This is a genomic window from Bacteroidales bacterium, from assembly GCA_029210725.1.
Lineage (GTDB): Bacteria > Bacteroidota > Bacteroidia > Bacteroidales.
Genome location: JARGFM010000001.1, coordinates 15,835 through 40,886 on the forward strand (window position 1 = coordinate 15,835; position 25,052 = coordinate 40,886).

The window sequence follows — 25,052 nt, forward strand, 5'->3', positions numbered from 1 at the left end:
ATAGCAAATACTACGCTGGAAAGCATAATAAAATACAGGCTATCCTCGTAATAATGTCCTCCGCCAAAAAAGAAAGCCCCCCGCAGGGGAGGGCTCCCGAAAAAATTCCACACTCAATGACTGATTCTCTACGAGAGATTCAACAACCTGCCTGGCAGAGGCTTCAGCAGCATTCAGAGTATTCCAAAGCTCTAGTAGATATATTGCCGGTTGGCATAAATGGCATTACGAATGGCCGGTTTAATGGTCTCTGTACACATAAGCACCATATCCACATCTGTTGGGAAGGGGAGCTTCTCCTGCCGGGTCATTATCAGGGCTTCCTCGGTAAGAGCACCCTCATCCCCGATGGACCTGGCTGAGAAGTGCTCGAACTGGTTGGCTGCACCAAAAGGCTCCTTCTGGATCAGCCTCTCCGGATCGAGTGAAAGGATTTCCACCTCTCCTCTGATCTCCACACTCTTAAATTGCCGTGTTTCGATCAAGGTACAGGTTATCTCCTTGAATTTCTGAAGCTTTATATCATTCCCTGCCGTATCTTTCATCACGTTTCCCTGGGCATCCAGGACATAATCAAAGCCATCGGATATTTTTTTTGTGAATATCTGGTCTGTATCCTTTACATCATCCGGCGATACCATGATAGAGAGCAGTTTTACAAAAACCGCATAATCGTAGACCGCACTTTCATCCACATGTTTGAAATGGTATTCCACCCATTCATTGCCAAGGCCCCTGGTATCAAAGGAGATCAGATCCTCTTCTACCAAAGGGGGCAGCTGAAGCGGGGACTGGTTATTAACCTCAACGATTACTTTGCTGATCCCTTTCATACGGGCATCGTAGATCAGTGCATCGATATTCTCAAACTGTCCGCCACTGTACTCAGATGCTTTGACCAACTGATAATAAGCTTCGCGGTAATCCTCCTTCTGAAGAGCATTTTCGAGCAATCCTTTCCCGTTGTTATAGAAATAGTCGGCTGCCTTGCGTTTGGAAGCGATCATCTCTGCATCGTAGTCCACATACTCATAGCGGTAGGTCTTCCCGTCCACAGTCATCGGAGTAACTGTACGGACCTGCCTTTGACGTTCCTTGAGCATGTTGTAGCGGCTGAAAATTTCATCATAGTTATCGGGATTGTTCTCCGCCTTCAGAAACTTGATTCTTTCCAGGTCCCGCTCATTGGCAAGGCGGTAGGCCCTGTCCATTTCCGCAGCATCGACGGCATCTGGCTTTCTGATCAGTTTTTTAACACTCTTATCAATGACCGCATCGTAGTTCCCCTGTTGAAGCTTCTTGGTAGTGGATCCACATCCTGATAGCAGTAAAACTGCCATAAATAAAGTAAAAATTTTACGCATGGTCATTCAAGATTTAGTATGCAGTTTCCGTATACGAGGCTTAAACAAAAAGGTTCCCGGGATTTTTCCATCAAAAAAGCCGGCTTAAAGCCGGCTTTCAATAATAAGGTATTTCAGGAGCCTTTACTGAAGTACAAAGTTAATGGGAAAAGTAAAGAGAACCTTAACTGCTTTCCCACGCTGTTTTCCAGGGGTCCACCTGGGTGAAGACATAACCACCCTGATGGCCTCCTTGTCCAGGGCTGAATCCACGCTGCGCACAACAACTGCGTCCACAACCTTTCCGGTTCTGTCTACTGCAAACTGAACAATAACACGTCCGCTTACCCCGTTCTCAGCAGCAATCTCGGGATACTGGAGGTTCTGGGCAATATACTTTCTGAACTCTGTAGCAGGTTCGCCGCCATTGAAAGTCGGCATATCCTCCACAATATAGAATACCTCCTCTTCTTCAATATCTTCACTATCATCCCCGATCATGCTGGTGAAGTCGTATTCGGTGTTCTCAGTAGCTTCCATATCGAAATCGAATTCATCTTCGATTTCCACATCGTCATCTACAATGTCAAGCACCTCAGCAACCTTGGGCTGCTCGGGCTTTGGTTCCGGTTTTGGCTCCTCTCTTCGTGTAATCTGCATCATCTCGTCCTCGAACTCAATTTCAGAGACCACATTCTCGTCAATGTCCTTGTCCTCGCCTTTTGTCCACTCAAAGGCTACCAGCACAATGGCAAGAGTTACAACCAGTCCGATCTGGATGAACATCCCTTTCCTTTTTTCGAGATCAGCCGTTTTCGATTTCTTAAGTTCCATGTCACTTGTGAATTTGGGCAATAAAAATAGTGATTTACTTATGATAATTCAAAAAGAATTTGATCAAACATTTAATATATATCAGAGATACATCAAAAATTCTGCCAATCTGCCATTTTGTACTTGCGATTTTTTTAATAATTTTGCCAGGCATTGGGGCATTAGCTCAGTTGGCTAGAGCGTTTGACTGGCAGTCAAGAGGTCATCGGTTCGATTCCGATATGCTCCACACAGAGAATCAAAGGGTTACAGATTTCAAGATTTGTAACCCTTTCTTTTTTACCAGATTTTTGCCAGACAGCCGATCAAAAGGGCGATTATGCACACACTGTACACTATGTAATGAACGATTTAACAGTACACATCAAATATATAACTAATTGGTTAGTTATATTAACTAAATCGTTAGTTATTTATAGAGAGTAGTGGGAAAAACAATTCTCTTGACCACTTCAGGCCGATTCTGGTTTATTGTTTGACAATTGGCGCCAATCATAACATGATCAAGGCAATTGATTGACTTTCTGCTCAAATTCTCCTATTTTTAGTTACCCTTACCAAAGCATTCACCCTAATGTCTGGTAAATCATTTAATCTAAGACGTTTCTGGCTGGAACTAAAGAGACGGAGAGTCATTCATGTGATCACTGTATATGCCTCGTCGGCTTTTATCATTATTGAGTTAATCAATAACCTGTCAGAACCTTTGAACCTCCCGGTCAATCTGCTTACAATCGTTGTCATAATACTGGCTGTCGGATTCCCCTTAGCTATTATCCTCTCGTGGTTGTTCGATTTGACTTCAAAGGGTGTCGAAAGGACCAAACCTTTAAATGAAGAGGTCCCGACAGAAGCCACTGTGATTCCAAGCGCCTGGAAGATTGCCACCATAGTAAGCTTTGTTGTGATTGCCGGATTGATTGTTCTCAATATTGTGGGAATAAACAAGCAGGCGCATGCAGCCTCTGTCAGATCCCTGGTTGTACTTCCTTTCAGCAATTTCACTGGAGATGATCAACTGGAATACTTTGTGGATGGAATGCACTCTTCCCTAATTGGAGGCATTGGACAGTTGAGCAAGCTGAGAGTTCTGGGCGAAACCACAGCCAATGCTTACAAAGAAGGTAATAAGTCATTGCCAGTCATTGCCAGTGAATTGAATGTGGATGCAGCCCTGGAATCCACCGTCATGTGTCTGGGTGATACCATATGCCTCCAGGTCAAACTTATCAGTACCTTTCCGGAGGAGCGTCAGCTCTGGGTGGGTAATTTCAAAGAGGAGAAGAGCGAGATCATGAATCTCTATAACCGGATTATCAGCCAAATTGCCAGTGAGGTGAACATTAAGCTTACTCCAAGCGAAAAAATACAGCTCACCAGTGACAGAAAGCACAATCCGGCTCTCCTGGAAGCCATCTATAAAGGAAGATTCTATATGAATCAACTTACGCCTGAAGGATTTGAACTGGGGATCAGGTTTTACGATGAGGCGATCGCCATTGATTCTTCAGATCCCTTACCCTATCTTGGATTAGCTCACGGGTACAGCCTTGCAGGTCATGTATCCGGAATAGTGCCCAACGCTGCTGAACTGGCAGTGGAATATGCCCACAAAGCACTTGCGATTGATTCCACCCTGGCAGAGGCTTATGTAGTATTGGCCAGCGGGCCACTATATACAGAATGGGACTTTGCAAAAGCTGAGCGATATTTGAGACGCGCATTGGACCTGAATCAAAACATCGCCATGGCACATTATCATTATGGGTGGTACTGGTTGGCAGCCGATAATTTGGAGAAAGCTGTTGCTGAATTCCAAATATCTAAGGAAATTGATCCGGTAGATGTCACTTACTCAGCCAATCTTGCTGCTGCTTATGTCTGGATCGGACAATACGAGAAAGGCCTGGAAGAAGTAGAAAATGCCCTCAAGCTTAATCCGGTCTACCCCATTGCAGTATGGGCTCAAGGTACGGCAATTGCTAAATTGGGAAGGTCTGATGAAGCCATTGAAATCCATGAAAAGGGATTAGCCGTTAGCCCTGGATTTGAGAATGGACTGGGAACAGCTTATGCACTGGCAGGTCAGAGCGGGAAAGCCCTTGGGCTTATTGCCGAATTGGAAGAATTGGGATGGACCTGGTATACATGGGCCATTGCTGAGATATACACCTCATTGGGTGAGTATGATTCAGCCATCTACTGGATAGATGAAGCTGTAAACAGGCGCCATGATTTTGCTCCCTGGTTTAAAGTGTATGCCCTTTATGAGCCTTTGTATGGGGATCCTCGATTTCAAGAAATTGTAAATCGCATCAGTTATCCCGAATAGGAAGATACTTCAGGCAATATGCTCTTTATCCTGGCAGTCAAGAGGTCATCGGTTCGATTCCGATATGCTCCACTCAGAGGATCAAAGGGTTGCAGACCAGCAGGTTTGCAGCCCTTTTATTTTTATTCCTTTATTTCCTGCACACTCTGAATATGACGTGAAAGAACGAAAGATTACTTCTTTTACAAATATATAACTAATATTTTAGTTATACAACTAAATTGTTAGTCGTGACTTATTTATCTCCAGGTCATGTTTCTTATTGCTTTATAATCTTCCTGCTCAGCACCTCCCCGCCTGTCTCAAAGCTTATCAGGTACAGACCTGCCGGGAGTGCCGACAGGTCAAGTTCCCCGGCCTCCTCCATACGGGTGCTCAGGATTATCTGCCCATGCAGATTACGGATGCGGATAAGGGAAGAAGTGGCTAATCCTGCAATTTCAAGTTTATCAACCACCGGATTGGGATAAACCTGAATGCCCTCGAAGGGTGATTCCGCCACACCCGTGGCCAGGTGCAGGGTCCATTCACTTTCGCTGGTGTTCTCAATCAGATGAAAGGTCACCGATCCGCTTTTTAGTACAGGGATCTTCAGCAAAGCTTCGCCTTCCAAGGGGGGGACAGCGGTACAGAGGCCAATTCTGAAGTTATGGTCCTCCATGTTGACGGCCGACATGAAAGACGCGTCTAAAACTTCCGGTTTGCCCAGGATCCCCTTCTCATTGCTTGAGTTTATGTTCAATCCCAGCAGTTTCCCATGTGAATAAAATACAAGCTGCTCATTCTCCAGCTCAATGCTCACATGGGCTTCCGGGGTCTGAACCACAGACTCGGAGGGGAAATCCGAAAGGATGCCGGCTGAGTGCTGCAGGATCAGGCCGGCATCATTGGCCGTAATTCCACCTGCGGCATCAACGTTTGCCGTACTGTCTCTCCAGGGTTCCCAGGGCCTGGGGTCCAGGCCCGGAAGAGGATCCATTCCCACCGAATACTGCAGGGTAAGTGCCGCGTCGTAGGCCTGAATAAGACCATCATCATTCACATCCCCCGGAGTAAGCCCGATAATGGTGAATGTGCCTCCTCCGGTGGGCATTGAAACCAGTTCATTCCCCCAAAGGTCGGTGCCATTACTCAGGCTGACAAATACCTCCCCGCTGGCTTTGGGAATCTCATACAGATAGGTATAGACCCTCTCGCTGATCCGGGTCATCTCTGCCTCTTCCATGGTTACGGCACCACTCAGGCTCATTCTGACGGGGGGTTCAGCTGCCATATGCTCACTGAAAGTGGCCGTTATTAAGAGCGTATCGGCATACCTGTTCACCGAGTCGCTGTAGGTAATCACAGCGGTCGGAGGAGCCGTTTCTACGATGATAACCGCAGCGTGGGTCAGATCCGTAACCGGCGTGGTGTTCAGAAAAGCATTGGAAATATACAGCTCTGTTGTATCGGGAAGCAGGGACATAAACTGAATCAGCATGACCGGTCCAGCTCCGCTCAGGGCAGTCGTATTCATATAACCCACCGATAGTCTTCCCGCAGTGCCCTGATTCACAACAGCAGTCCCTCCGTCGGCAAGGGTTCCGGCAAGGGTAAAACCCGCAAATTCAAGGGCCATGGTATCAAAACCGATATCGAACTGATAGGCGATAATATGATCCTCCGGGGCCAGTTCATTCACGGCCACCGCCAGTTCCACGGCATGTCCCCTGGTCACGGTATCCCCAACCAGTGAAATAGAAAAATCGCCGGTAAGGACAGTGTCCGGGGGCACCGGGCCCAGGTGTGTTCCCGGATCCCCGTCTGCCACATTGGCCAGAGTGATTTCCCACTCTCCGGCGGTCCAGATGGCGTTGGGTTTAAGCACCTCGTCCATCCTGACCGCCCTGGAATCGGTATATTCCCAGGCTTCACCGGTGCCATCCACGTCAATAACTCCCAGAATATCAAGGAGCACCCCGGTTTCATGATTGCCCTGCGTGAAAAGCGCATAGGCATCATCCCCATTCCCGATCAGAATACCGGATTCCTGATCAGGGGCAAAGCCATACAGCGCTTCAAATCCCGAGCCGCCAATCACAAAAGTGTTTCCTGAAGCAACTGACCCGGTAAGCTGCAGGTCGCCCCAGCTGGTTCCTCCGTTGCTCTGGCGCGATAAATAACAAGGAGTGGTCTGGAAGTCGACCGTCTCGCTCCCCGCGTTGTAAAGTTCAATAAACCGTCCTGAATAATCATCTCCCGGATCCAGGACCTCTGAGATAAACAGGCTATCCTGTGCCTGTACCGACAGGGAAACAGCCAGCACTGCACCAATTAATTGAGTGGTAAAAATTCTTTTCATCATCCAGTTTTTATGGATGGATGTGATGAAGAATCATTTATCAGTTCGAGCTTGAGAAAAAAGGATCCTCTATCGGGAAATGGACGGGATCCGTTCCTTTACAGGAGGATTACTGAGCCCGGAGCTGGTAAAAAGTACCCCGCTCCTGCTTGAGGGATTCCACTTTGCCTGCTTCCTCCAGGACTCCCAGGTACTTGTTGATCTCGTTAATATGAAGACCGAGGATCTGCTCCAGGTCGCTGAGCGTGCAGGGGCGCCTGGCAATGGTCTCCAGAATAACGCTCTCCACATCGGTACGGTACGATTTTACCTGACTTCGCTCTTCTGGCGGGGCTATGATCTCCACCTGTTCCATGCCAAAAAAACCGGCGATTTCCTTCAACTGGGCCATGGGCGCAGGTAGCAATCCCACCACAGTACCGGGCCGGTCCAGGGTATTCAGCTGAACCCGGTGGGGTTTAATTTTCAATATAGCCTCCTTTAAGGCTTCCAGGTTCTGCTCGCCATCGTTGTAACCCGGAAGAATCAGGATTTCCAGCCAGATCTCCCCTTTAAACTCCTGGCTGAATTGCACCAGTCCGTTTATATAATCAGCAGCCTGCAGACTTCGGGGGGGGCGGTTTATTCTTCTCAGAGCCAGATCCGTGGCTGCATCCAGCGAAGGAAGAACCAGATCGGCCTGCATCAGTTCCTTCCTCACTTCTGCATCTCCCAGGAGAGTCCCGTTAGTCAGCACAGAAACAGGGATGCCGGGCCGAAGTTCCCTTACAAATGCAATCACCTCCCCGATGTGCTTATGAAGGGTGGGCTCACCGGCTCCTGAAAAAGTGAGATAGTCCGGATCGGGATTGTGAAGAAAAAAATCGGTCAATTCCCTGTAAACCTCTTCCACCGGCACATACTCTTTTCTTTCATCAGTAAGCGTGGTAGTGGCTCCGCATTCACAATAGACACAATTCAGGGAACAGATTTTATGCGGAATCAGGTCGATACCCAGCGACATTCCCAGCCTTCTCGAAGGCACTGGTCCAAACAGGTGCTTATACATTTATTTTCTTATTTCTTAATGTTCCGGATCGCTAGCCTGCACAAAATAACGCAGATAGTTCTGTTCTGCAAAATAGAATTCACTTTACTTCGCTTAATAAATGAGCAAACAATTCCGTCACAGGATTGTTTTTGCAATAAACACCCTGCACTATGAAAAAACTACTGTTAATTTCCCTGATCCTTACAGGCTTTCTGGCCCTGTCAAATGGCCAGGCAGCTCTTGGAGAAAAGGTTTCCAACTTCTCCACCCTGGACCAGGATGGCAAAAAATGGACTCTGAAATCAAATTTGAAAAAATCCGATTACCTGGTGATTTATTTTTACCCGGCTGCTTTTACCGGAGGATGCACTGCACAGGCCTGCAGTTACCGGGATCAGAAGGGCGAATTGGCCAGCGTGGGCGCCAGCGTGGCAGGGGTATCCGGCGACAGCCCGGAGACCCTCCGCCTATTCGCCCTGGAACATGCTTTGAACTTTCCCATGCTGGCTGATGAGTCGGGCGAAATCGCAGGCATCTTTGGTGTGCCGCACGGGGATGGAGGAACCATACAGCGGGAGATCAAAGGAGCCGCCCTGGACCTGACCAGGGGTACCACGATTCAGCGCTGGACCTTTATCCTGGACAGGAGTGGCACGCTGATTTACAAAGATACAGAGGTGGATGCAGCCGGAGACAGTGGCAAAGTACTGGAATTTCTCTCCTCCATGTAAGCAACTTATTTAGAACCATTCTATTTAACAAGGATAGTCAATTCCAAAATCTGAGGGATTTGCGAATTTTTGTATATTTTGTTATTGACTCAAGGCTAAACTGCGGAACCTAAATGAAGCGACCATGAAGCCAACCTTCCTGTTCGGGTTTGATATCGGTTCTATCTCCATCAATACCGTTGTTATGGATAAGAACGGTAAAATGATCCAAGACCGCTATGACTATAACCATGGCAAACCTTTTGAAAAACTAAAAGAGATCCTGGATGATCTGGAAAAGAGCTACTCCAGGGAACAATTCGGACAAATCAGCTGTACCGGTACCGGTGGAAAACTGGCAGCCGGGCTCCTGGGGGGCACCTATGTAAACGAAATTGTGGCCCAGTCCACCTCGGTCTCCAGGCTCTATCCCGAGGTCAGGACCATCATCGAGATGGGCGGAGAAGACTCCAAACTGATCTTCATGGACGAAGTGGAAAACAACGCTTCCAGGCTTTCAGATTTTGAGCTGAATACTCTGTGTGCCGCCGGGACCGGCTCCTTTCTCGACCAGCAGGCCAAACGCATAGGGATTTCCATCGAAAAGGAATTCGGAGAACTCTCGCTTCAATCGGAGGATCCGCCAAGAATTGCCGGGCGATGCAGCGTGTTTGCCAAGAGTGATATGATTCACCTCCAGCAAATTGCCACCCCGGTGCACGACATTGTGGCCGGACTCTGTTTTGCCGTAGCGAGAAATTTTATTTCTTCGCTGGGAAGAGGAAAAACCATCCGTTTTCCGGTGATGTTCCAGGGCGGGGTCTCCTCCAACATCGGTATGGTCCGGGCCTTCCGGGAACTTCTGGGTGCCAGGGATGGAGAGCTGCTGATCCCCGAACACAACACTTCCATGGGAGCCATGGGCGCCGTGCTGCATCATATGGAGACAGGCGTATCCGGAGCGATCACCTACAAGGGAAGCACTGATCTGGATCACTATATCCATGGTGAAAAATCGAGGGGCAAAGCTTTTGAGCCTCTGACTCCTCCCGAATCGGATATTCGCAAAGATGTATATCAGATCCCTGAATCCGGTGAACCCTATGAGGTTTACCTGGGGCTCGACATTGGTTCACTGAGCACCAACGTGGTGCTGATCGATGATCAGAACCGGGTGATCGCCCGAAGGTATCTGCCCACGGCCAGCAAACCCCTGGAGGCCATCCGCCGGGGTATGTACGAAATTTATGAGGAGATCGGGGAACGCGTGGTGGTAAGGGGGGCCGGAACGACCGGTTCGGGCCGCTACCTCACCGGCGATTTTATTGGAGCCGACCTGATCCGCAATGAGATTACGGCCCAGGCCACAGCCGCCATCGCCTTTGATCCGGAAGTGGACACCATCTTTGAGATCGGTGGACAGGATTCCAAATACATCAGCATCGATAAGGGGGTGGTGGTCGATTTTGAAATGAACAAGGTATGTGCCGCCGGAACAGGATCTTTCCTGGAGGAACAGGCTGAGAAGCTGGACATCCATATTATTGAGGAATTCGGAGAGATGGCTCTGGGGGCAGATAAACCGGCCGGACTGGGTGATCGTTGTACCGTGTTTATGGAGTCCGATTTAAATGCCTTCCAGCAAAGGGGGGTGGAGAAGGAGAACCTGGTGGGCGGACTGGCCTACTCCATTGTCCATAACTACATTCAGAAAGTGGTTCGCAAGAAGCGGGTGGGCAATCATATCCTCTTCCAGGGTGGAGTAACCAACAACCGGGCCGTGGTGGCCGCATTCGAAAAGGTAACGGGGAAGAAGATCCATATCCCGCCCCATTTCGATGTAACGGGAGCCATTGGAGCCGCCATGCTGGCTCGGGACCACATCAAACAGAACCAGCTACAGACAAGATTCAAGGGCTTTGATATCAGTAAGATCCCTTATACGGTAGATAAGTTTACCTGCAAAGCCTGCTCCAACCAGTGCGAGATCCGCAGAGTCCGTATTGAGGGCGAAAATAAACCCCTGTTTTATGGAGGGAGATGCGAGAAGTGGGAAATGGATGAACGAAAAGGCAAGGGTCAGGACATCCCAAACTATTTTGAAGAACGTATTGGAATGCTCACCGACGGATTCCAGCCCGGGAACGATCCGAAGAAACCCACCATCGGGATACTACGCGGACTAATGGTATTCTACCAGCAGTTTCCTTACTGGAGCACCTTCTTTAAGGAACTGGGATTTAATGTGATTGTTTCGGACGAAACCGACAATCAGACTGTTAAAAAAGCATTGAATAAGATAGTGGCCGAAACCTGCTTCCCGGTGGAGGTCATGCATGGCCATATATACGAAATGCTCGAAGATCAGGTGGATTATATCTTCACCCCTTTCATCATCAACACCAAAGCGGAAAAGGATAATCCGACCTCCAATTGCAACTGCCCCTGGGTGCAAACCGTCCCCTTTATGGTAAAGGCTTCTATCCCGGAAGAGCAGAGAGACAGGCTGCTGAGTCCCACGCTCAATTTCCGTTATTACGGCAAGGTGGTGGAGAAAGAGTTGTATGACTATTTCGGAAAGAAGTTCGGACTAAGCCGGAAGCAGATCGTCGCAGCCATGCAAAAGGCTGATGAGAAACAGGACCTTTTTGAAGAACGCGTCAAAGCCAGGGGCCGTGAGGTCATGGCCTCACTCCCCGGGGATAAGGAGTGCCTGGTCATTATCGGCCGTCCCTACAATACCGGCGATCCGGCCCTCAACCTGAGCATGGTGGAGAAACTGATCAATCTGGATGTGCTCCCCATCCCCATGGACTACCTGCCCCTGGCCGATGAGCACATCACCAGGGACTACAACAAGATGTACTGGCCCAATGGCCAGAGGATCCTGGCTGCTGCCCGGATCATCGCCCGGGACGACCGGATTCATGGCATCTACATGGGTAACTTCCGCTGCGGTCCCGACTCCTTCCTGGCACACTTTGTTCATGAAGAAATGGCCGGAAAACCCTATATGGAAATCGAAATAGATGAACATGGGGCCGATGCGGGAATGATTACCCGGTATGAGGCCTTCCTGGATAGCCTGAAAGGGACCAGACTGGGAGAGGAACGGAAGAAAAAAGTCTATATGCCCGGAAAAATGTCCTCCTCCCCCCTGGAAGGCCGGACCCTCTATTTCCCCTACCTGAGTGATGCATCCTATACCATAGCAGCCGTATGCCGCAGTTTCGGGATCAAGGCAGAATCACTTCCCATGCAAAACCAGGAAGATCTGGATCTGGCCCGCAAACACACTTCCGCAAGGGAATGCTTCCCCATGATCTGCACTACCGGAAGTTTCTTAAAGAAGCTGGGAGAACCGGACACCGATCCTGCCAGAGTCAGCTTTTTCATGCCCGATCATAACGGTCCCTGCCGTTTTGGCCAGTATAACCGCTTCCAGCGGGTCCTGTTCGACCGCCTGGGATATGACCAAACCGAAATTATCGCTCCCAGCAACGATGATTCTTACGAATCCATCTCCGGGGGTCATGGTTCCGAATTCCGGCTGAATTGCTGGAAAGGTTTTGTAGCCTTCGATATCATCCGGAAACTAAAACAGGAGCGCAAACCCTATGAACTGGTTCCCGGCAATACGGAGCAGGTCTACCAGCAGGCGCTGGCGGTCCTGTGTAACTGCCTGGAGAATCATGCCAAAGATCTGACCGATACCCTGGCCAGCATCGCCTATTCTTTCACTCAGATCCCCCTTTCCAACGGGAAACGCAAACCGGTGATTGCTGTTGTGGGGGAGATCTTTATGCGCGACAACGATTTCTGCAGTGCCCACCTGGTGAGAAGACTGGAAAAATTTGGTGCCGAAACCTGGATCGCTCCCTTTGCAGAATGGCTCTCCTATTCCACCATTCGCTACACCCGTGACAGCAAGTGGAAGGGCGATTTTAAAGGAGTCATCAAATCCAAACTCCAGGAGTACTTCCAGGAGCGGATTGCCGGAAAAATTGCCAGACCCTTCCACGGACTTTTCGACGAAGATAAGGAGGTAGCGGTAAAAGATATGCTGAATGCCTGTGGCCCCTATGTGCACCGTCATTACGACGGCGACCCGGCCCTGAACCTGGGCACCTCGGCTCTCCTGGCGGATAAAGGGATCTCGGGAATTGCCAACATATTGCCCTTCACCTGCATGCCCGGCACCCTGGTAGCCTCCGTTTCGGACCAGCTTCGCAAGGACAAGGGAAACATTCCTTACGTGAACATCGCCTACGACGGACAGGAGGATTCCTCCATCGAACTGCGGCTCCAGGCCTTTATGCATCAGGCCTCCCAGTTCGCGGAAGAAAAGGGACTGACCTTGCCCGAAACAAAGCAGTGGGTCCTGAATGGCACGCACAAATAATAGCTCTTTTGCCCTGGATCAATGGAATTTTGAACTTCATGAAGCCTTAATTGTTGTTCAGATAAATTAGATTAAATTGCATCTGCTGATTTAATAAAACTAACTCCTATGAAACGCCTTTTCCTTTTCCTGTCCCTGACAGCCATGATCTTCTCTTTCCAGGAGATACACTCCCAGAGTTTGCGGTCGCTGGTCAGGGATAAAATTCTGAATGATAACCTGGAAGCCCAGGCCAAAAGAGACAGCCTTAAGGCAGTAGAAGAGGGACGGGAACCCGATAAATCGCCCAATACCACCATGAACCAGGTTTACCTCGATGCCCTGGGTCTGTCCGATAATGTTGAATATGAAACCACCTACTCCTTCGATGCCTATATACAAATGGAAATCACCAACTATAATAAAAACGGCAAACTGGATGAAACGATGTTGTATGATAACTACCTGCATAAGAAGGAAGCCGATTATGCCATGGTGTTCAGGGATAACAACGATCAGTCGACCATCATTTTTGATACAAAAAACAGGGCCATGCTGATCCTGAGTGACAGCGACGGGGAAAAGACGGGCTTTGCCACCACCATCGATCCGGAGGCCGTAGCCGAACGGGTCGAAGAATATGCCGAGGAGGAAGAGGTGGATCTGGATGCCTACAGGCCTGTGAAAACAGGCAAAACAAAGAATATCCTGGGATACAGCTGCGACGAATACCTGGTTGAGGACGAGGAGACCACCGACCATATGTGGGTATCGGAGAAGCTGGGGAAAGAGATGCGCAAGGAGTGGATGAACAACCAGCAGACCTTTGGAACCATGTTTATCCACGCCTATTACCTCAATGGCATGGTGCTGGAGTATGACGCGACGGAAAAGGATGGTGAAAGGAGCGTGATGCAGGTTACCAAAATCGACATGAACCACTCCCATTCCGTAAACACACGCGGTTACACCATCATGTCCATGAGGCAAAAATCTGACGAGGAGTAATGGATTTCCCGTCCTTGCTGACCGAGATCCCGTCGGGAGTGGGGAAGGATCTGCTGATTGCTGAGGTAGTTAAATCCGAATCCCATTTCAGCCAACTGTATGATCTGGCTCTTCATGAAAAAGATCCCCTGGCCTGGAGGGCGGGCTGGATTCTGGACGGCAGCGATGAAAAGAGGCCGGAGCTGGCCCGCAAACATATTCCTGCCATCGTTGAGGCGCTCCCCACCCTGGAATCTTTGGGAACGCTCCGTTCACTGCTCAGATTGCTGAGCCGGCACGACATCCCGGAAGAAAAACAGGGCCTGCTCATCGATCTCTGCTTCGGCTACCTGCATTCCGAAAAATACCCGGTGGCCGTAAAGGCCCATGCCATGCAGATCATTTATAATCATGTACGGATCTATCCCGAACTGAAGGTTGAATTTCTTAGCATCCTGGAGGATGAGGCCAAAAACAACAGTGCCGGATTTAAAGCCAGGGCCAGCATCCTTATGAAACAGATGGAAAAGTTGTAAATTCACCACCCAAATACCATTCACCGCATAAACATCAGTTTGTTGGAGATTCATTTCATCCTATATAAACCGGCTGTTCCCGGGAACATCGGATCTGCTGCCAGGGCCATCAAAACCATGGGTTTCAGCCACCTCCGTCTGATCGAGCCCTGCAAGCACCTGAATGATGAAGCGCTGATGCTGGCCCATGGATCACACGACATTCTCCAGTCTGCTCAGGTTTATGATGATTACGAAGCGGCCGTGGAAGACCTCGACCTGGTGATCTGCACCACCGCCAAAGGGCGAACGGCCAAACATGAGTACCATTCCAGCAGGGAGATATTGTCCTTTCTGGAAAACAAGGCGGAATTTTTAAAAAAGGTGGGTATCCTTTTCGGAACAGAAGAGAGCGGGCTTCCCAATTCCCTGATCCTGAAATCGGATATGGCCATGAGTATTCCCATGGCAGGTCCCTACCCTTCCCTAAATCTGGCCCAGTCGGTCATGATCGCCGCCTACGAATTATCTCCCCTGAATCCCCTGGATAAACCGGGAGCCCCTCTTTTCAAATCGGGCGAAGGGTGGGCCACCCTGAAAAAACAAACTGAGCAGCTGCTCAGCAGCTCCGGAATCCCGGCAGGCAGTCCGCTCTACCACCGCATTATGGAACGAATGGCCACCGTGGGGGCCAGGGATATTCCCCTGTTTCTTTCGGTCCTTTCACGCATCCAAAACAACTCAACATGGGACCCCGGCACATCCTGATCGTATACCCCGGTAAAATTCCCACTCCCAAATACGGAGGCACCAGCAGGGACATCTGGTACCTGGGAAAGGAGCTGATAAACATGGGACACCGGATCACTTTCCTGGTGGCCCGGGGATCGGTTTGTGACTTTGCCAGGGTGGTTTATTTCAATCCCGACGAACCCCTGGCCAGTCAGATTCCCGAAGATGTGGACCTGGTCCATTCGCATATCCCTTTGTGGGAACCTCTTCCGAAGCCCTATATGATCACCCTTCATGGCAACTCCACCGATAAACGGGAATTTGATATCAACACCACCTTTATCTCCCGCGATCATGCCGCCCGCTTCGGAAGTGAGGTTTTTGTCTACAATGGTCTGGGATTAGAGGAGTATGGGAAACCGGAACTCGACAAGCCCCGCAGCTATCTGCACTTTCTCGGTAAAGCCGCCTGGCGGGTCAAAAACCTCAAGGCCTGTATGAGCATAGCCAGGAAATCGGGCCACACCCTGAGGGTCCTGGGGGGGTACCGGGTCAACCTGAAGATGGGCCTGCGAATCACGCTTGATCCCCGTATCCGCTTTGAAGGCATGGTGGGCGGAGAGAAGAAGAATCGCCTGATAAACGGCTCCAAGGCCCTGCTCTTCCCCGTAAGGTGGAACGAACCCATGGGACTGGCCGTGGTGGAGAGCCTCTATTTTGGCTGCCCGGTCTTTGGGACCCCCTATGGGGCCCTTCCCGAACTGGTGACCCCTGAATTCGGATTCCTCAGTTCTAAGGAATCCGAGCTGGTGAAAGCCCTCAGGCATGTGGATGCCTACGACCGAAAGTGCTGCCACGAGTATGTCTGCGACAATTTTGCTTCGATCCACATGGCCCGTAATTTTCTGCCCCTCTATGAGAAAGTACTCAACGGGGAAGCACTCAATCTCGTCCCTCCCCGGCTGCTTGACCCGGATCCGCCCCGGTTTCTTCCCTGGTATAGCTAGCCTGATCCAAACAGAGCCTGCAGCCCGCCCGGAAGCTACCAGTCGACCCGGTTAAAGTCGGGACCGTACTTTTCCACCAGATAGGTATTATGCGACTGATCGGAAGTGGCCCCGATATCCAGGGAAGGAGCGTAGGTGCCTTTCGAATCCCGGTAAGCATTCATCAGAGCTACCAGCTCTTTCACCTTCTCCGGCTGTTCGTGATACAGGTTCCTCTTTTCTCCCGGATCACTCTTCAGATTAAAGAGCAACGTATCATGGGGTGCCACTGCCTTTTTCCAGTTGCCCCCTGAAAATCCTTCATAGGGCAGTTTCAGCTTCCAGTCGCCGTTCCGGTAGCCCTGCAGCTCGGCCCCGTCGTAGTACAGGAACTCCCTGCCCACCCGTTTGCCCGATCCATCCAGCACTTTCAGAAGACTCTCGCCGTCATAGTCCCGGTCCGAAGGCAAGTCCGTAGCCGCAATCCCGGCAAAGGTGGGGAACCAGTCCATCATCAGGGCCATATCTTCGTACACAGATCCCGCCTCAATCACCTCCGGCCACATGGCCAGCGTAGGCACCCGCTGTCCCCCTTCAAAGGTATATTGCTTGCCTTCCCTCAGATTACCAGCGCTGCCCCCATGCTCCCGCATGGCCAGCCAGGGACCATTGTCGCTGGAAAAGACCACCAGGGTGTTCCGGAGTACTCCCTGCTCCTCCAGCTTTTTCAGCACCTCCCCCACACTCCAGTCGATCTCCTCGATCACATCGGTATAGAGGCCATGGCCCGAGCGGCCGTCAAACTCCGGCGAAGCATAGATGGGCACATGCGGCATGGAATGGGCCAGGTAGAGATAAAAGGGAGCCTCGGCATGGCGCTCAATAAAATCGCAGGCCTTCTCCGTATAGGTCCTGGTGGTGAAGTGCTGATCGGGACGGTATTCAGCCACCTCGTTCCCTTCCATATAGACCGCGCTGTGCATATCATTGCTGTAGGGGATCCCGAAATATTCGTCGAATCCCCTCTGCAGGGGAAGGAACTTTTCCCGGTGGCCCAGGTGCCATTTCCCCACGATGCCTGTCGCATAGCCTTTCGATTTCAACAAATCGGCCGTGGTGATCTCCTCCAGCGGCATCCCCGTAAAGGAGCGAGGAAAAAATACCGAGTTGATCCCCATCCGCTGAGGGATCCTTCCGGTCAGAAGAGCCGCCCGGGAGGGCGAGCAAACGGGAGAGGCAGAATAGAACTCGGTAAACTTCATCCCCTCTTCGGCCATACGGTCGATATGGGGGGTCCGGATCACTTCATTTCCGAAACAGCCCAGGTCGCCGTAACCTAGGTCATCGCAATAGATCACCACTATATTGGGAAGTGATCCGGAAAGGGTTTCGGGCTCAGGAAGGGTACAGGCACTGAAAAAAGTCAGGAAGGTCAATAAGAAAAAAGTAAAATGTTTCATGGGTCTTCGTTTATAAAGTTTTTTCAGAAAAAGTACTGCCATCCATTTAGTTTCCGGTGAAACCAAGCTGGTCGAGCAAAAGCGTCCCCTTCTCCTCTGCATCAAATACAAAACAAATGGAACGGATGCTTTGGGGAGGAAGCACTTCCCCTTCCGCGCTTTTAAACTGCTCAAGCGGTATGGAGATATACTGAAGAATTACTTCCGATTCGGGATCTTTCCAGAAAAGCCTGGATTTAAATACTTCCGGCTTCAGGGCGGGCTGGAGCTTATGGTAATCCCCGAGCCTCACCGAATATTCAATGCCCGATGTATCGGTAAGCAGCAGCGAAAAATCAATGGGTTCCGGATCCGCTTCTTCGGAATCCTGGCCGGAATCTGTTTCTTCTGCATCCTGACCGGAATCCGGACCTTCAGAATCCTGGTCTTCCATATCCGCTTCTTCCATATCCTGATTTTCGGAATCCACTCCGGAGTCCTCCATTCGCTTTCCCGGATCCATCTGCGCATCGGCCGCCAGAAAGGTGAGTGCCAGGCTTCCTTCCAGTCCGGATGTAAACGAACTGTCAAGCAGGATCCGGTAATTCCCGGGAATCGAATCCTCCTCATTGTTCCAACCCAGAAAAACCGCATTGTTCCGATAATCTCCCCACTTTTTTGGGATTCTCCCCTCCTTCCAGAGTGCCAGTCCGGATGCCAGGATGGAATCCACCCCGCTGGTCCCGGTGCTCAGATCCAGGTCCTCTTCAAACTCACAAAGGATCCTGGCCGATGATTCATGAAACTGGTTCAGATGGACCAGATCGGGCAGCCAGGCACGTCCCGCCCGGTAATCCCTGAACAGGGGCAGGTAGCCGCTACCGGGATGCAAGCTCTCCAGAACAAAAGCGGTGAGATACACCAGGGCCACCTGTTCCTGCTGTTTTGCCGGAATAATGGCTTTCCTGTTCAGCAGGAGTTTGTTGGGATAGCCATTATCAAACAATCCCCAGCTCTGGTTAAACTGCCCGTGATTGGCCCCGTGCAAATAAAGCCCGGAAGCGAAGTGGTATGCCGAATCATTAAACTGCACCCTTCGCATCTGCCTCAGTCCGTCGAAACTTCTCATATCCCCGTCCATGGAACCATGAATGGTAAAATAGTTCAAATTCTCAACCGGGGTAGGTATTCCGGCCGGGGAATACTGTCCGTCAACCGGGGCAATGGCAGCAATTCCACGGATACCAAAATGGAAATCAAACAACTCTTTTGCATTGTCCGGATAGAAGGGCAGGCCATTGAAACAGGCAGCCACGCTCGCCGCCTCCCCTCCCCTGGAGTGGCCGATCAGCACCACCCGGTCCAGATCCACCTGTCCGTAAAAAAGCGCCGTGTCGCACGCATTCCATTCCCTCCACTGTTCGAGGTGTTTTAACAGGAGCCATCCCCGGCAGTCGTTCTCTGTTTTCAGACCCTTGCTGAAATCGGACCAGGCTCCGTTCAGGAAATTTTCATCCACCGAGACTGCAATGATTCCATGGCTGGCAAAATGCCTGCCCAGGTATGCATATCCGGGATCCGAAAAATCGCGGTCCAGGTGATTTCCGTGAACCATCAGCACCAGGGGGAAGGGCCCCTCGCCTTCCGGGTACCAGACCCTTCCGTTCAGTGCCAGCGAATCGGGCCCCATTTTCCAGTAAAGCGTTCTCAGTTTACCCGAAAGTTTTTCCCAGCCATCCAGAAAATGGTGCCCATCCACCGGCCGAGTTTTCAGGCGGGCCAGGGACCCGTATTCTTTGCGGGGCTTATCCTTTCCCCAACCATAAAAAAGAGAATCGATTGCAAAGGGTCCCGCCTGCGAAGGATCATCTCCCCGGATCACTTCCGGAAGATGGCTGGCCTCCATGGCCCATGCTTTTACCTCCCCGCTTGCCTTCCCGGGATAGAGCAGGAAGCTCCATCCAAAAATAAAAAGAGCCGCTCCCACAGACAGAAATACCAGGGTCAGCACCTTTCTCACTTTGCTTAAAGCCGTCCAGCGGCCTCCGGAAAGATTGTAAAAGCCTGCTCCAAGAAAAGAACCCGAAAGAATCAGGAACAGTGCCAGTACCAGTTTTGTCTTTTCAGGGAAGCCGAAAAGAAAAAACACAAAAAAGAAGGCCCCGAAGAAGATCCAACTCTGTTTTTCAGGAAGGAGTTTTACCAGATTGATCCCCAGGCGCACACCCAGCCCGGAAAGCAAAGCCAGTCCGGGATAAAACAGAAGCGCAGCCAGGAATATCCCCACATGCAGCTCTCCGATAAAATCAACGGCCATTCCTGCCATAAACAGACCTATAATACTCAGAATGGCGAACGCGGCCCACTTCCAGTGCCCCGGAGCCAGGACACTGACTTCCAGTATCCATTTGCGGACTTTTGCCAGCTGAAAGCGGATGCGCCCAAGCAGATTGTTCAGGGAGGTGCGAAATTTCATCATGGGTTTTAATTTCAAGTTACTAATTTTAGTGCAGATGGAAAGCGCTGATCAGAAATACCTCCGCTCCCTGATTTCCGAAGGGGAGCACCAGCAACTCGATTTCAAGTTCGAAATCAACGATGCCCGGAAAATCGCCCGGACCCTCTCTGCTTTTTCAAACACGGACGGGGGAAGCTTACTGATCGGTGTCAAGGATAACGGCCGGATCCGCGGGATACAATCCGATGAAGAGTATTACATGGCAGAGTCGGCCGCCACCCTGTACTGCAGGCCGGAAGTGCTTTTCGAATCCCGGAATTACCTGATAGAGGGAAAAAATGTCCTGAAAATCTACATCCCCCCGGTAAGCCGCAAACCCGTCTATGCCCGAGACCATAATAACCGGTGGATGGCCTATATCCGGGTTAAGGATGAAAACATCCTGGCAGATGTGGTCAGGCTGGAAGTCTGGAAGGAGGAGCATAAAAAGCGGGGCAAACTCCTGGAATTCACTCAGAAAGAAGAGTTTCTACTGAAATACCTGGAAAACATCCCGGGATCCGGCCTGGGAAAGATTCAGAAAGATACCGGCTTTCCGAGAAAAGAGCTGGTTTCCCTGCTGACCAAACTGGTTCTTTTTGATGTGGTTGAAATGCAGTTGCGGGAAGGAACGAACCGCTTCCTTCTGAAGGAAAGACCGGGCGAATCCCTTTAGCCGGATTACATATATTCCATCAGAGAATCAAAAATAGCCTTGCCGTCACAACTCCCGCCCAGGGAAAAAACGGCCCGTTCGGGTTGGGGGATCAGGCCAAATACATTCTTTCTTTCATTACAAACACCGGCAATGTTATCGACCGAACCCGTCACATTGATTTCCTCCGAAATACGGGCAGTCTCATCACAATACCGGAACAGGATCTGCTCCCGGTGGCGCATTTGCACCAGGGTATCCTCCTTGGCGGCATACCTCCCATACCCGGTAGCAATGGGGATGCGGTAAGCCTGGTCGCCGGAGAGCTTACGGGTCAGTACCGTATTATCATTGTCGGGTTTGATGTAAGTATTGCGGCAGATATAACGCTGGGATCTGTTCATCCTTAAGGTCCCCGGTACCAGGCCAGTCTCACAAAGCACCCGGAAACCATTCCCGATCCCCACCAGGATTCTGCCCCGTTCTGCAAATTCGAGCATGGATTCAATGACCGGCGACTCTTCGATACACCTGGAAGAGCTGGAAGAGCCTTTGCATGGGAATCCGCCCGGAATAAAGAGAATATCTATCCCGCTGAGATCTCTCTCCTTGTTCCATATTGGCCTTACCTTTTGGCCATATACTCCTTCCAGAACCCTTTTAAGTTCTTTATCCCCATGGGCTCCCGGGAATATAAGAATACCGATGGTCATTGCACCTCGTTGCACCTGTCAAAGTTAAACACAAAAGGATTTTATCCAAATTTGAAGGTAATTATTAAATCCTTAGATTTACCCTATGGAGGTCGATGGGAAGGATATACAGAACTTTCAGCTTGCTGTTCGGGACCATTCTGATTTCGACCTCTCGGATTACTCCCACACTTCCCTCCGGCGAAGGCTCAACCGGATCCTTCTGGAACTGGAACTGAATATGGACCAGGTGATCGGACGGATGAAAAGTGAGGGAGACTTCCTGGACCAGATTATCCGCAAAATCACGGTTCATACTACCGAGTTGTTCAGGGATCCGGATATCTGGAAGGAGATTAAAAACGTCCTGCTCCCCTCCTACAGCAAGCAGGAGACGATCCGCATCTGGCATCCGGGCTGTTCGACCGGTCAGGAGGTATATTCCATGATGATGGTGCTGGATCACCTGGGTTTACTCGAAAAAACGGAAATTTATGGTAGCGACCTGCATGAGGAGATTCTCAGGACCGCACGGCTGGGCAGGTACAAATACCGTTTTAATCAGGCTTACCTGGAGAACTTCGACCGGGTCATGCTCAATGGGGAAGGAGCTTATTCCCTGAATCAGAGAAAAAAGTGGGAAAAATATTTCCATATCGATGAAGCCCGCGACATGATTCAAATGAGTGATCTGCTCCTGCAAAAAGTGGTTTATAAGAAACTGGACCTGGTGAAAGATCCTAATCTCTTTTTGGTTAAATTCGACCTGATAGTATGCAGAAACGTTATTATTTATTTTAACAATGAGCTGCAGAACAGGGTGTTTGATCTGTTTCACACAAACCTGCGTGAGCGGGGGACCCTGATCCTCGGGGTGCATGAAACGATCCTGGGAGCCAGTTCCAAAAAGTTTAGCAGAACGGACCCCTTCTATATTAAGGCAACGGTATGATCTTCCAAAATCTGTCCGTACGATCAAAACTGATATTAACCACCCTGTTCCTGGTGCTGGTGATGATAATCCTGGCACTTATCTACATGGATGCTTCCCGACGCCTGGAAACCCAGGCAGAACTGCTAAATAAACACTCCGGACCGGACAGCAGTTCTTTGTCCCTCCAAAACAGTTCCTACGCTATGGATGAAGAGCTGCCGGACCCGGGAAAGCGGTCTCCATGGCGGAGAAACTGGCAACTGGGACTTGCCATGGCTCTGGGTATCTTTCTTCTGGCCAGCTTCCTGGTTGTATTCGCCATGTACCTGGGTAAGAGCTTTACCGCCCTGTCCCGGTACACCCGGAAACTAAGCAAAGGGACCATTCCCCCGCACCAGGAACCGGGAAGACAAAAAGCGGAACTGGATCTCAGAGGGGGTCGCACAGCTGGGAGAGGTGCTCCGGTCGGAACGTGAGAATCCGACAGAACTCGCCTTTTTGATCATTCAAAAGCTGGTCACCTACATGAATATGGAAATGGGTTCGCTCTTTATCACCGACGATTCCGATCCGGAACATCTTTCTCTCGAACTGGTCGCTTCCTATGCCTACGACAGGCGTAAGTTTAAATCCCTGAAACTGGAGTGGGGAGAAGGCCTGCCCGGCTCCCGTGCCCGTGAAAAAGAACGCATCTTTATCACCGATGTGCCAGCCGGCTATTTTGAGGTAAGCTCGGGACTGGGAAGCTCAAGGCCTAACTGCATCCTCCTGGTTCCGCTTAAAATTGCCGACCGTGTGACAGGAGTCATTGAACTGGCAACGCTCCGGCTGCTCCGCCCCTTCGAAATAGATTTCGTGGAATCACTCTCCGACCGTATCGCCTCCTCCCTGACGGCCGTGCGAAACAGCGAGTGCAGCGCTCAGTTGCTAAAACAATCCCAGGCACAGGCTGAAGCCCTGAAGAAACAAGAGGCCGCCACCCGGGAGAATATGAATCTGCTGGAACAGGCCCAGAAGGAGTCCAGCAGAAAAGAGTCGGAGATAAACAGCATTCTCCGTGCCATCGACCAATCGACCCTGGTGGCAGAGTTTGGTCTGAACGGCCGCTTTACCCGCATCAACGAACAGTTCCTGATGCTGCTGGAATCGCACGATGACCAGGTGCTGGGAAAATTGTACAGTGATTTTGCCGTGGTCGACCGCTCTTCCGATGAATATAAGGCATTCTGGAATTCCCTGAAGGAGGGAAAGAGCATCTCCAATACCGAGATGTACCGGCTCTACTCGGGCGAAGAGATCTGGCTGCAACAAACCTTTACACCGATCATAAACAGCGAAGGAAGGGTACATAAGATCCTGAACATGGCGGTGAATATCACTGGTGAGCGAACCCTGCAGCAGCAGCTTAAAACACGGGAACTGGAGATTACCCGTAAAGGACTGGATATGCAGACGCTCAAGCAGGCTGTAAACACTTCCCTGATCAAAGGGGAACTGGATGCCGAGGGGATCATTCTGGAGGTAAATGATAAATACTGCGAAGTCACCGGGTATGGAAGAAAAGAGTTGCTGGGACGTAACTACCGCCTTTTCCTGAAAGACTCTGAAAGGGAACAGTTTGAAAAGATCTGGCAGGAAGTCAGAAAAGAAAAGGTGTATGAAGGAGTGATTCGCCGTTCGAGGCCGGGCGGCGGGGAAGTCTGGATTATCTCCACCTTCTCTCCTGTAATAGATGAAAGTGGTGTTATATACAAGATCTATTTCATGGGACTGGATATCACCGAGAAGAAATTAAAATACCAGTTACTGGATGATGCCAACCAGGAGATTGAACGCCTCAAGGCCCGCTTGCTGGATTATGAGTCCTAAGATACAGAGATGCAAAACAGCAGAATAAAATACCTGCTTACCTGGCTGTCACTGGCCGTGTTGCTTAGCAGCGGCACCCTGCTTATGGTCACTGCCTGGAACAGTCAGGTCCTGGGTCCGGTATCGCCGGGCTGGCTAATAATGCTGTTGGTCTTTCTCTCTGCTTCGGGAATATACCTCTTTATGCTTGCCGTGAAGAAGGCTCACCGGCAATGGATCAACGAAAAGCGCGAGCAGGAGAGTTTGAAGCAAGGGGAGAATCAAAAAACAAGAGTCAGACCGGGCTCTTCCAGGGAAACGAAAGCACTGGATTTTGCCTCTGCCGCCAGGAAAATAGTACGGCGTTTACCCGAAAAAATCGCCCGGGAACAACTGGGGTCCTTCCTGCTTAAAAACCTGGCCCGCGAACTGGAAATCATGTCGGGAGTCTTTTACCAGGAGGAGAAGGGGGAATTCACAGCCCTGGCCACTTATGCCATGACAGCCTCCACCGAGCCCTATTCATTTAAAAGCGGCGAAGGATTAAGCGGACAGGTGGCTAAAAACCAGCAATTAATGGTTATGACCCGTCTGCCGGAGGGACACCTGGAAGTTTATTCCGGACTGGGAAAAGCAGCTCCATCCTACCTGGCCATTGTTCCCCTGGTTCACAAAGGCAGAACCATGGCCGTTCTGGAATGTTCGGGATACCGGTATGATCCAGGCGATATCGAAAACATGTTCAAGATCCTGAGCAGGGAACTTGTAGAAAAACTTTCCCCCAATCTCTCCTGAA

General features: G+C 50.4%; 19 protein-coding genes and 1 tRNA gene. 13 read left to right on the top strand and 7 right to left on the bottom strand.

The genetic code is table 11. From position 1 onward, the window contains the following. Positions 1–191: 191 nt before the first annotated feature. Both P1P86_00080 and P1P86_00085 read right to left on the bottom strand, forming a co-directional pair. Complete coding sequence (locus P1P86_00080) at positions 192–1,364, bottom strand: hypothetical protein (protein MDF1573576.1); 1,173 nt, start codon at positions 1,362–1,364, stop codon at positions 192–194. 123 nt (positions 1,365–1,487) lie between these two features. Beyond that, entirely contained in the window at positions 1,488–2,198 is a 711-nt protein-coding gene (locus P1P86_00085) for an energy transducer TonB (GenBank protein ID MDF1573577.1), read from the bottom strand. Positions 2,199–2,332: 134 nt separating this feature from the next. Between P1P86_00085 and P1P86_00090 the strand changes: the two genes are divergently transcribed. Then, positions 2,333–2,406, top strand: a tRNA-Ala gene (locus tag P1P86_00090). A 345-nt stretch (positions 2,407–2,751) separates the two neighbouring features. Continuing rightward, positions 2,752–4,509 (top strand): tetratricopeptide repeat protein, encoded by a 1,758-nt coding sequence (locus P1P86_00095; GenBank protein ID MDF1573578.1) that lies wholly within the window; start codon positions 2,752–2,754, stop codon positions 4,507–4,509. A gap of 259 nt (positions 4,510–4,768) precedes the next feature. On the opposite strand, the gene P1P86_00100 is transcribed toward P1P86_00095, so the two are convergent. Then, positions 4,769–6,850 carry a T9SS type A sorting domain-containing protein gene (locus tag P1P86_00100; protein ID MDF1573579.1) on the bottom strand — a complete coding sequence of 694 codons (2,082 nt, stop codon included), beginning with the start codon at positions 6,848–6,850 and terminating at the stop codon, positions 4,769–4,771. 109 nt (positions 6,851–6,959) lie between these two features. Then, positions 6,960–7,898, bottom strand: coding sequence for a radical SAM protein (locus tag P1P86_00105; GenBank protein MDF1573580.1), 939 nt, complete (start codon positions 7,896–7,898; stop codon positions 6,960–6,962). Between the two features lie 152 nt (positions 7,899–8,050). Between P1P86_00105 and P1P86_00110 the strand changes: the two genes are divergently transcribed. The 6 genes from P1P86_00110 to P1P86_00135 all read left to right on the top strand — a co-directional run bounded on the left by P1P86_00110 (position 8,051) and on the right by P1P86_00135 (position 16,212). Then, complete coding sequence (locus tag P1P86_00110; protein MDF1573581.1) at positions 8,051–8,611, top strand: peroxiredoxin; 561 nt, start codon at positions 8,051–8,053, stop codon at positions 8,609–8,611. 124 nt (positions 8,612–8,735) lie between these two features. After that, complete coding sequence (locus tag P1P86_00115) at positions 8,736–12,992, top strand: acyl-CoA dehydratase activase (protein ID MDF1573582.1); 4,257 nt, start codon at positions 8,736–8,738, stop codon at positions 12,990–12,992. A gap of 108 nt (positions 12,993–13,100) precedes the next feature. Next, complete coding sequence (locus P1P86_00120) at positions 13,101–13,979, top strand: DUF4412 domain-containing protein (protein ID MDF1573583.1); 879 nt, start codon at positions 13,101–13,103, stop codon at positions 13,977–13,979. Next, positions 13,979–14,494 carry a hypothetical protein gene (locus tag P1P86_00125; protein MDF1573584.1) on the top strand — a complete coding sequence of 172 codons (516 nt, stop codon included), beginning with the start codon at positions 13,979–13,981 and terminating at the stop codon, positions 14,492–14,494. Before P1P86_00120 ends, P1P86_00125 begins: the two co-directional genes overlap by 1 nt. A gap of 42 nt (positions 14,495–14,536) precedes the next feature. Next, complete coding sequence (locus tag P1P86_00130; protein ID MDF1573585.1) at positions 14,537–15,241, top strand: TrmH family RNA methyltransferase; 705 nt, start codon at positions 14,537–14,539, stop codon at positions 15,239–15,241. Next, positions 15,220–16,212 (top strand): glycosyltransferase, encoded by a 993-nt coding sequence (locus P1P86_00135; GenBank protein MDF1573586.1) that lies wholly within the window; start codon positions 15,220–15,222, stop codon positions 16,210–16,212. Before P1P86_00130 ends, P1P86_00135 begins: the two co-directional genes overlap by 22 nt. Before the next feature lie 35 nt (positions 16,213–16,247). Here the strand turns inward: P1P86_00135 and P1P86_00140 are convergent, their stop codons facing one another. Further along, entirely contained in the window at positions 16,248–17,651 is a 1,404-nt protein-coding gene (locus tag P1P86_00140) for a sulfatase (GenBank protein MDF1573587.1), read from the bottom strand. Positions 17,652–17,697: 46 nt separating this feature from the next. Beyond that, the gene (locus P1P86_00145) at positions 17,698–20,109 is read right to left on the bottom strand and encodes a hypothetical protein (protein MDF1573588.1); all 2,412 of its coding nucleotides are present in this window, start codon (positions 20,107–20,109) and stop codon (positions 17,698–17,700) included. 34 nt (positions 20,110–20,143) lie between these two features. Between P1P86_00145 and P1P86_00150 the strand changes: the two genes are divergently transcribed. Beyond that, a complete protein-coding gene (locus P1P86_00150) occupies positions 20,144–20,803 on the top strand; it encodes an ATP-binding protein (GenBank protein MDF1573589.1) in 660 nt (219 codons plus the stop codon). Positions 20,804–20,808: 5 nt separating this feature from the next. On the opposite strand, the gene purQ is transcribed toward P1P86_00150, so the two are convergent. Next, positions 20,809–21,510 carry a phosphoribosylformylglycinamidine synthase I gene (gene purQ / locus P1P86_00155; protein ID MDF1573590.1) on the bottom strand — a complete coding sequence of 234 codons (702 nt, stop codon included), beginning with the start codon at positions 21,508–21,510 and terminating at the stop codon, positions 20,809–20,811. Positions 21,511–21,580: 70 nt separating this feature from the next. On the opposite strand from purQ, the gene P1P86_00160 reads away from it, so the two are divergent. The 4 genes from P1P86_00160 to P1P86_00175 are packed head-to-tail and all read left to right on the top strand — an operon-like array spanning position 21,581 to position 25,051. Next, positions 21,581–22,426: a hypothetical protein gene (locus tag P1P86_00160; protein ID MDF1573591.1), complete on the top strand. Its 846-nt coding sequence runs from the start codon at positions 21,581–21,583 to the stop codon at positions 22,424–22,426. Continuing rightward, on the top strand, positions 22,423–22,884 hold the full coding sequence (locus P1P86_00165; GenBank protein MDF1573592.1) for a hypothetical protein: 462 nt from the start codon (positions 22,423–22,425) through the stop codon (positions 22,882–22,884). Before P1P86_00160 ends, P1P86_00165 begins: the two co-directional genes overlap by 4 nt. After that, complete coding sequence (locus P1P86_00170) at positions 22,865–24,277, top strand: PAS domain S-box protein (protein ID MDF1573593.1); 1,413 nt, start codon at positions 22,865–22,867, stop codon at positions 24,275–24,277. The genes P1P86_00165 and P1P86_00170 overlap by 20 nt, the downstream gene beginning before the upstream one ends. 9 nt (positions 24,278–24,286) lie before the next feature. Further along, entirely contained in the window at positions 24,287–25,051 is a 765-nt protein-coding gene (locus P1P86_00175; GenBank protein MDF1573594.1) for a GAF domain-containing protein, read from the top strand. Position 25,052: the final 1 nt, after the last annotated feature.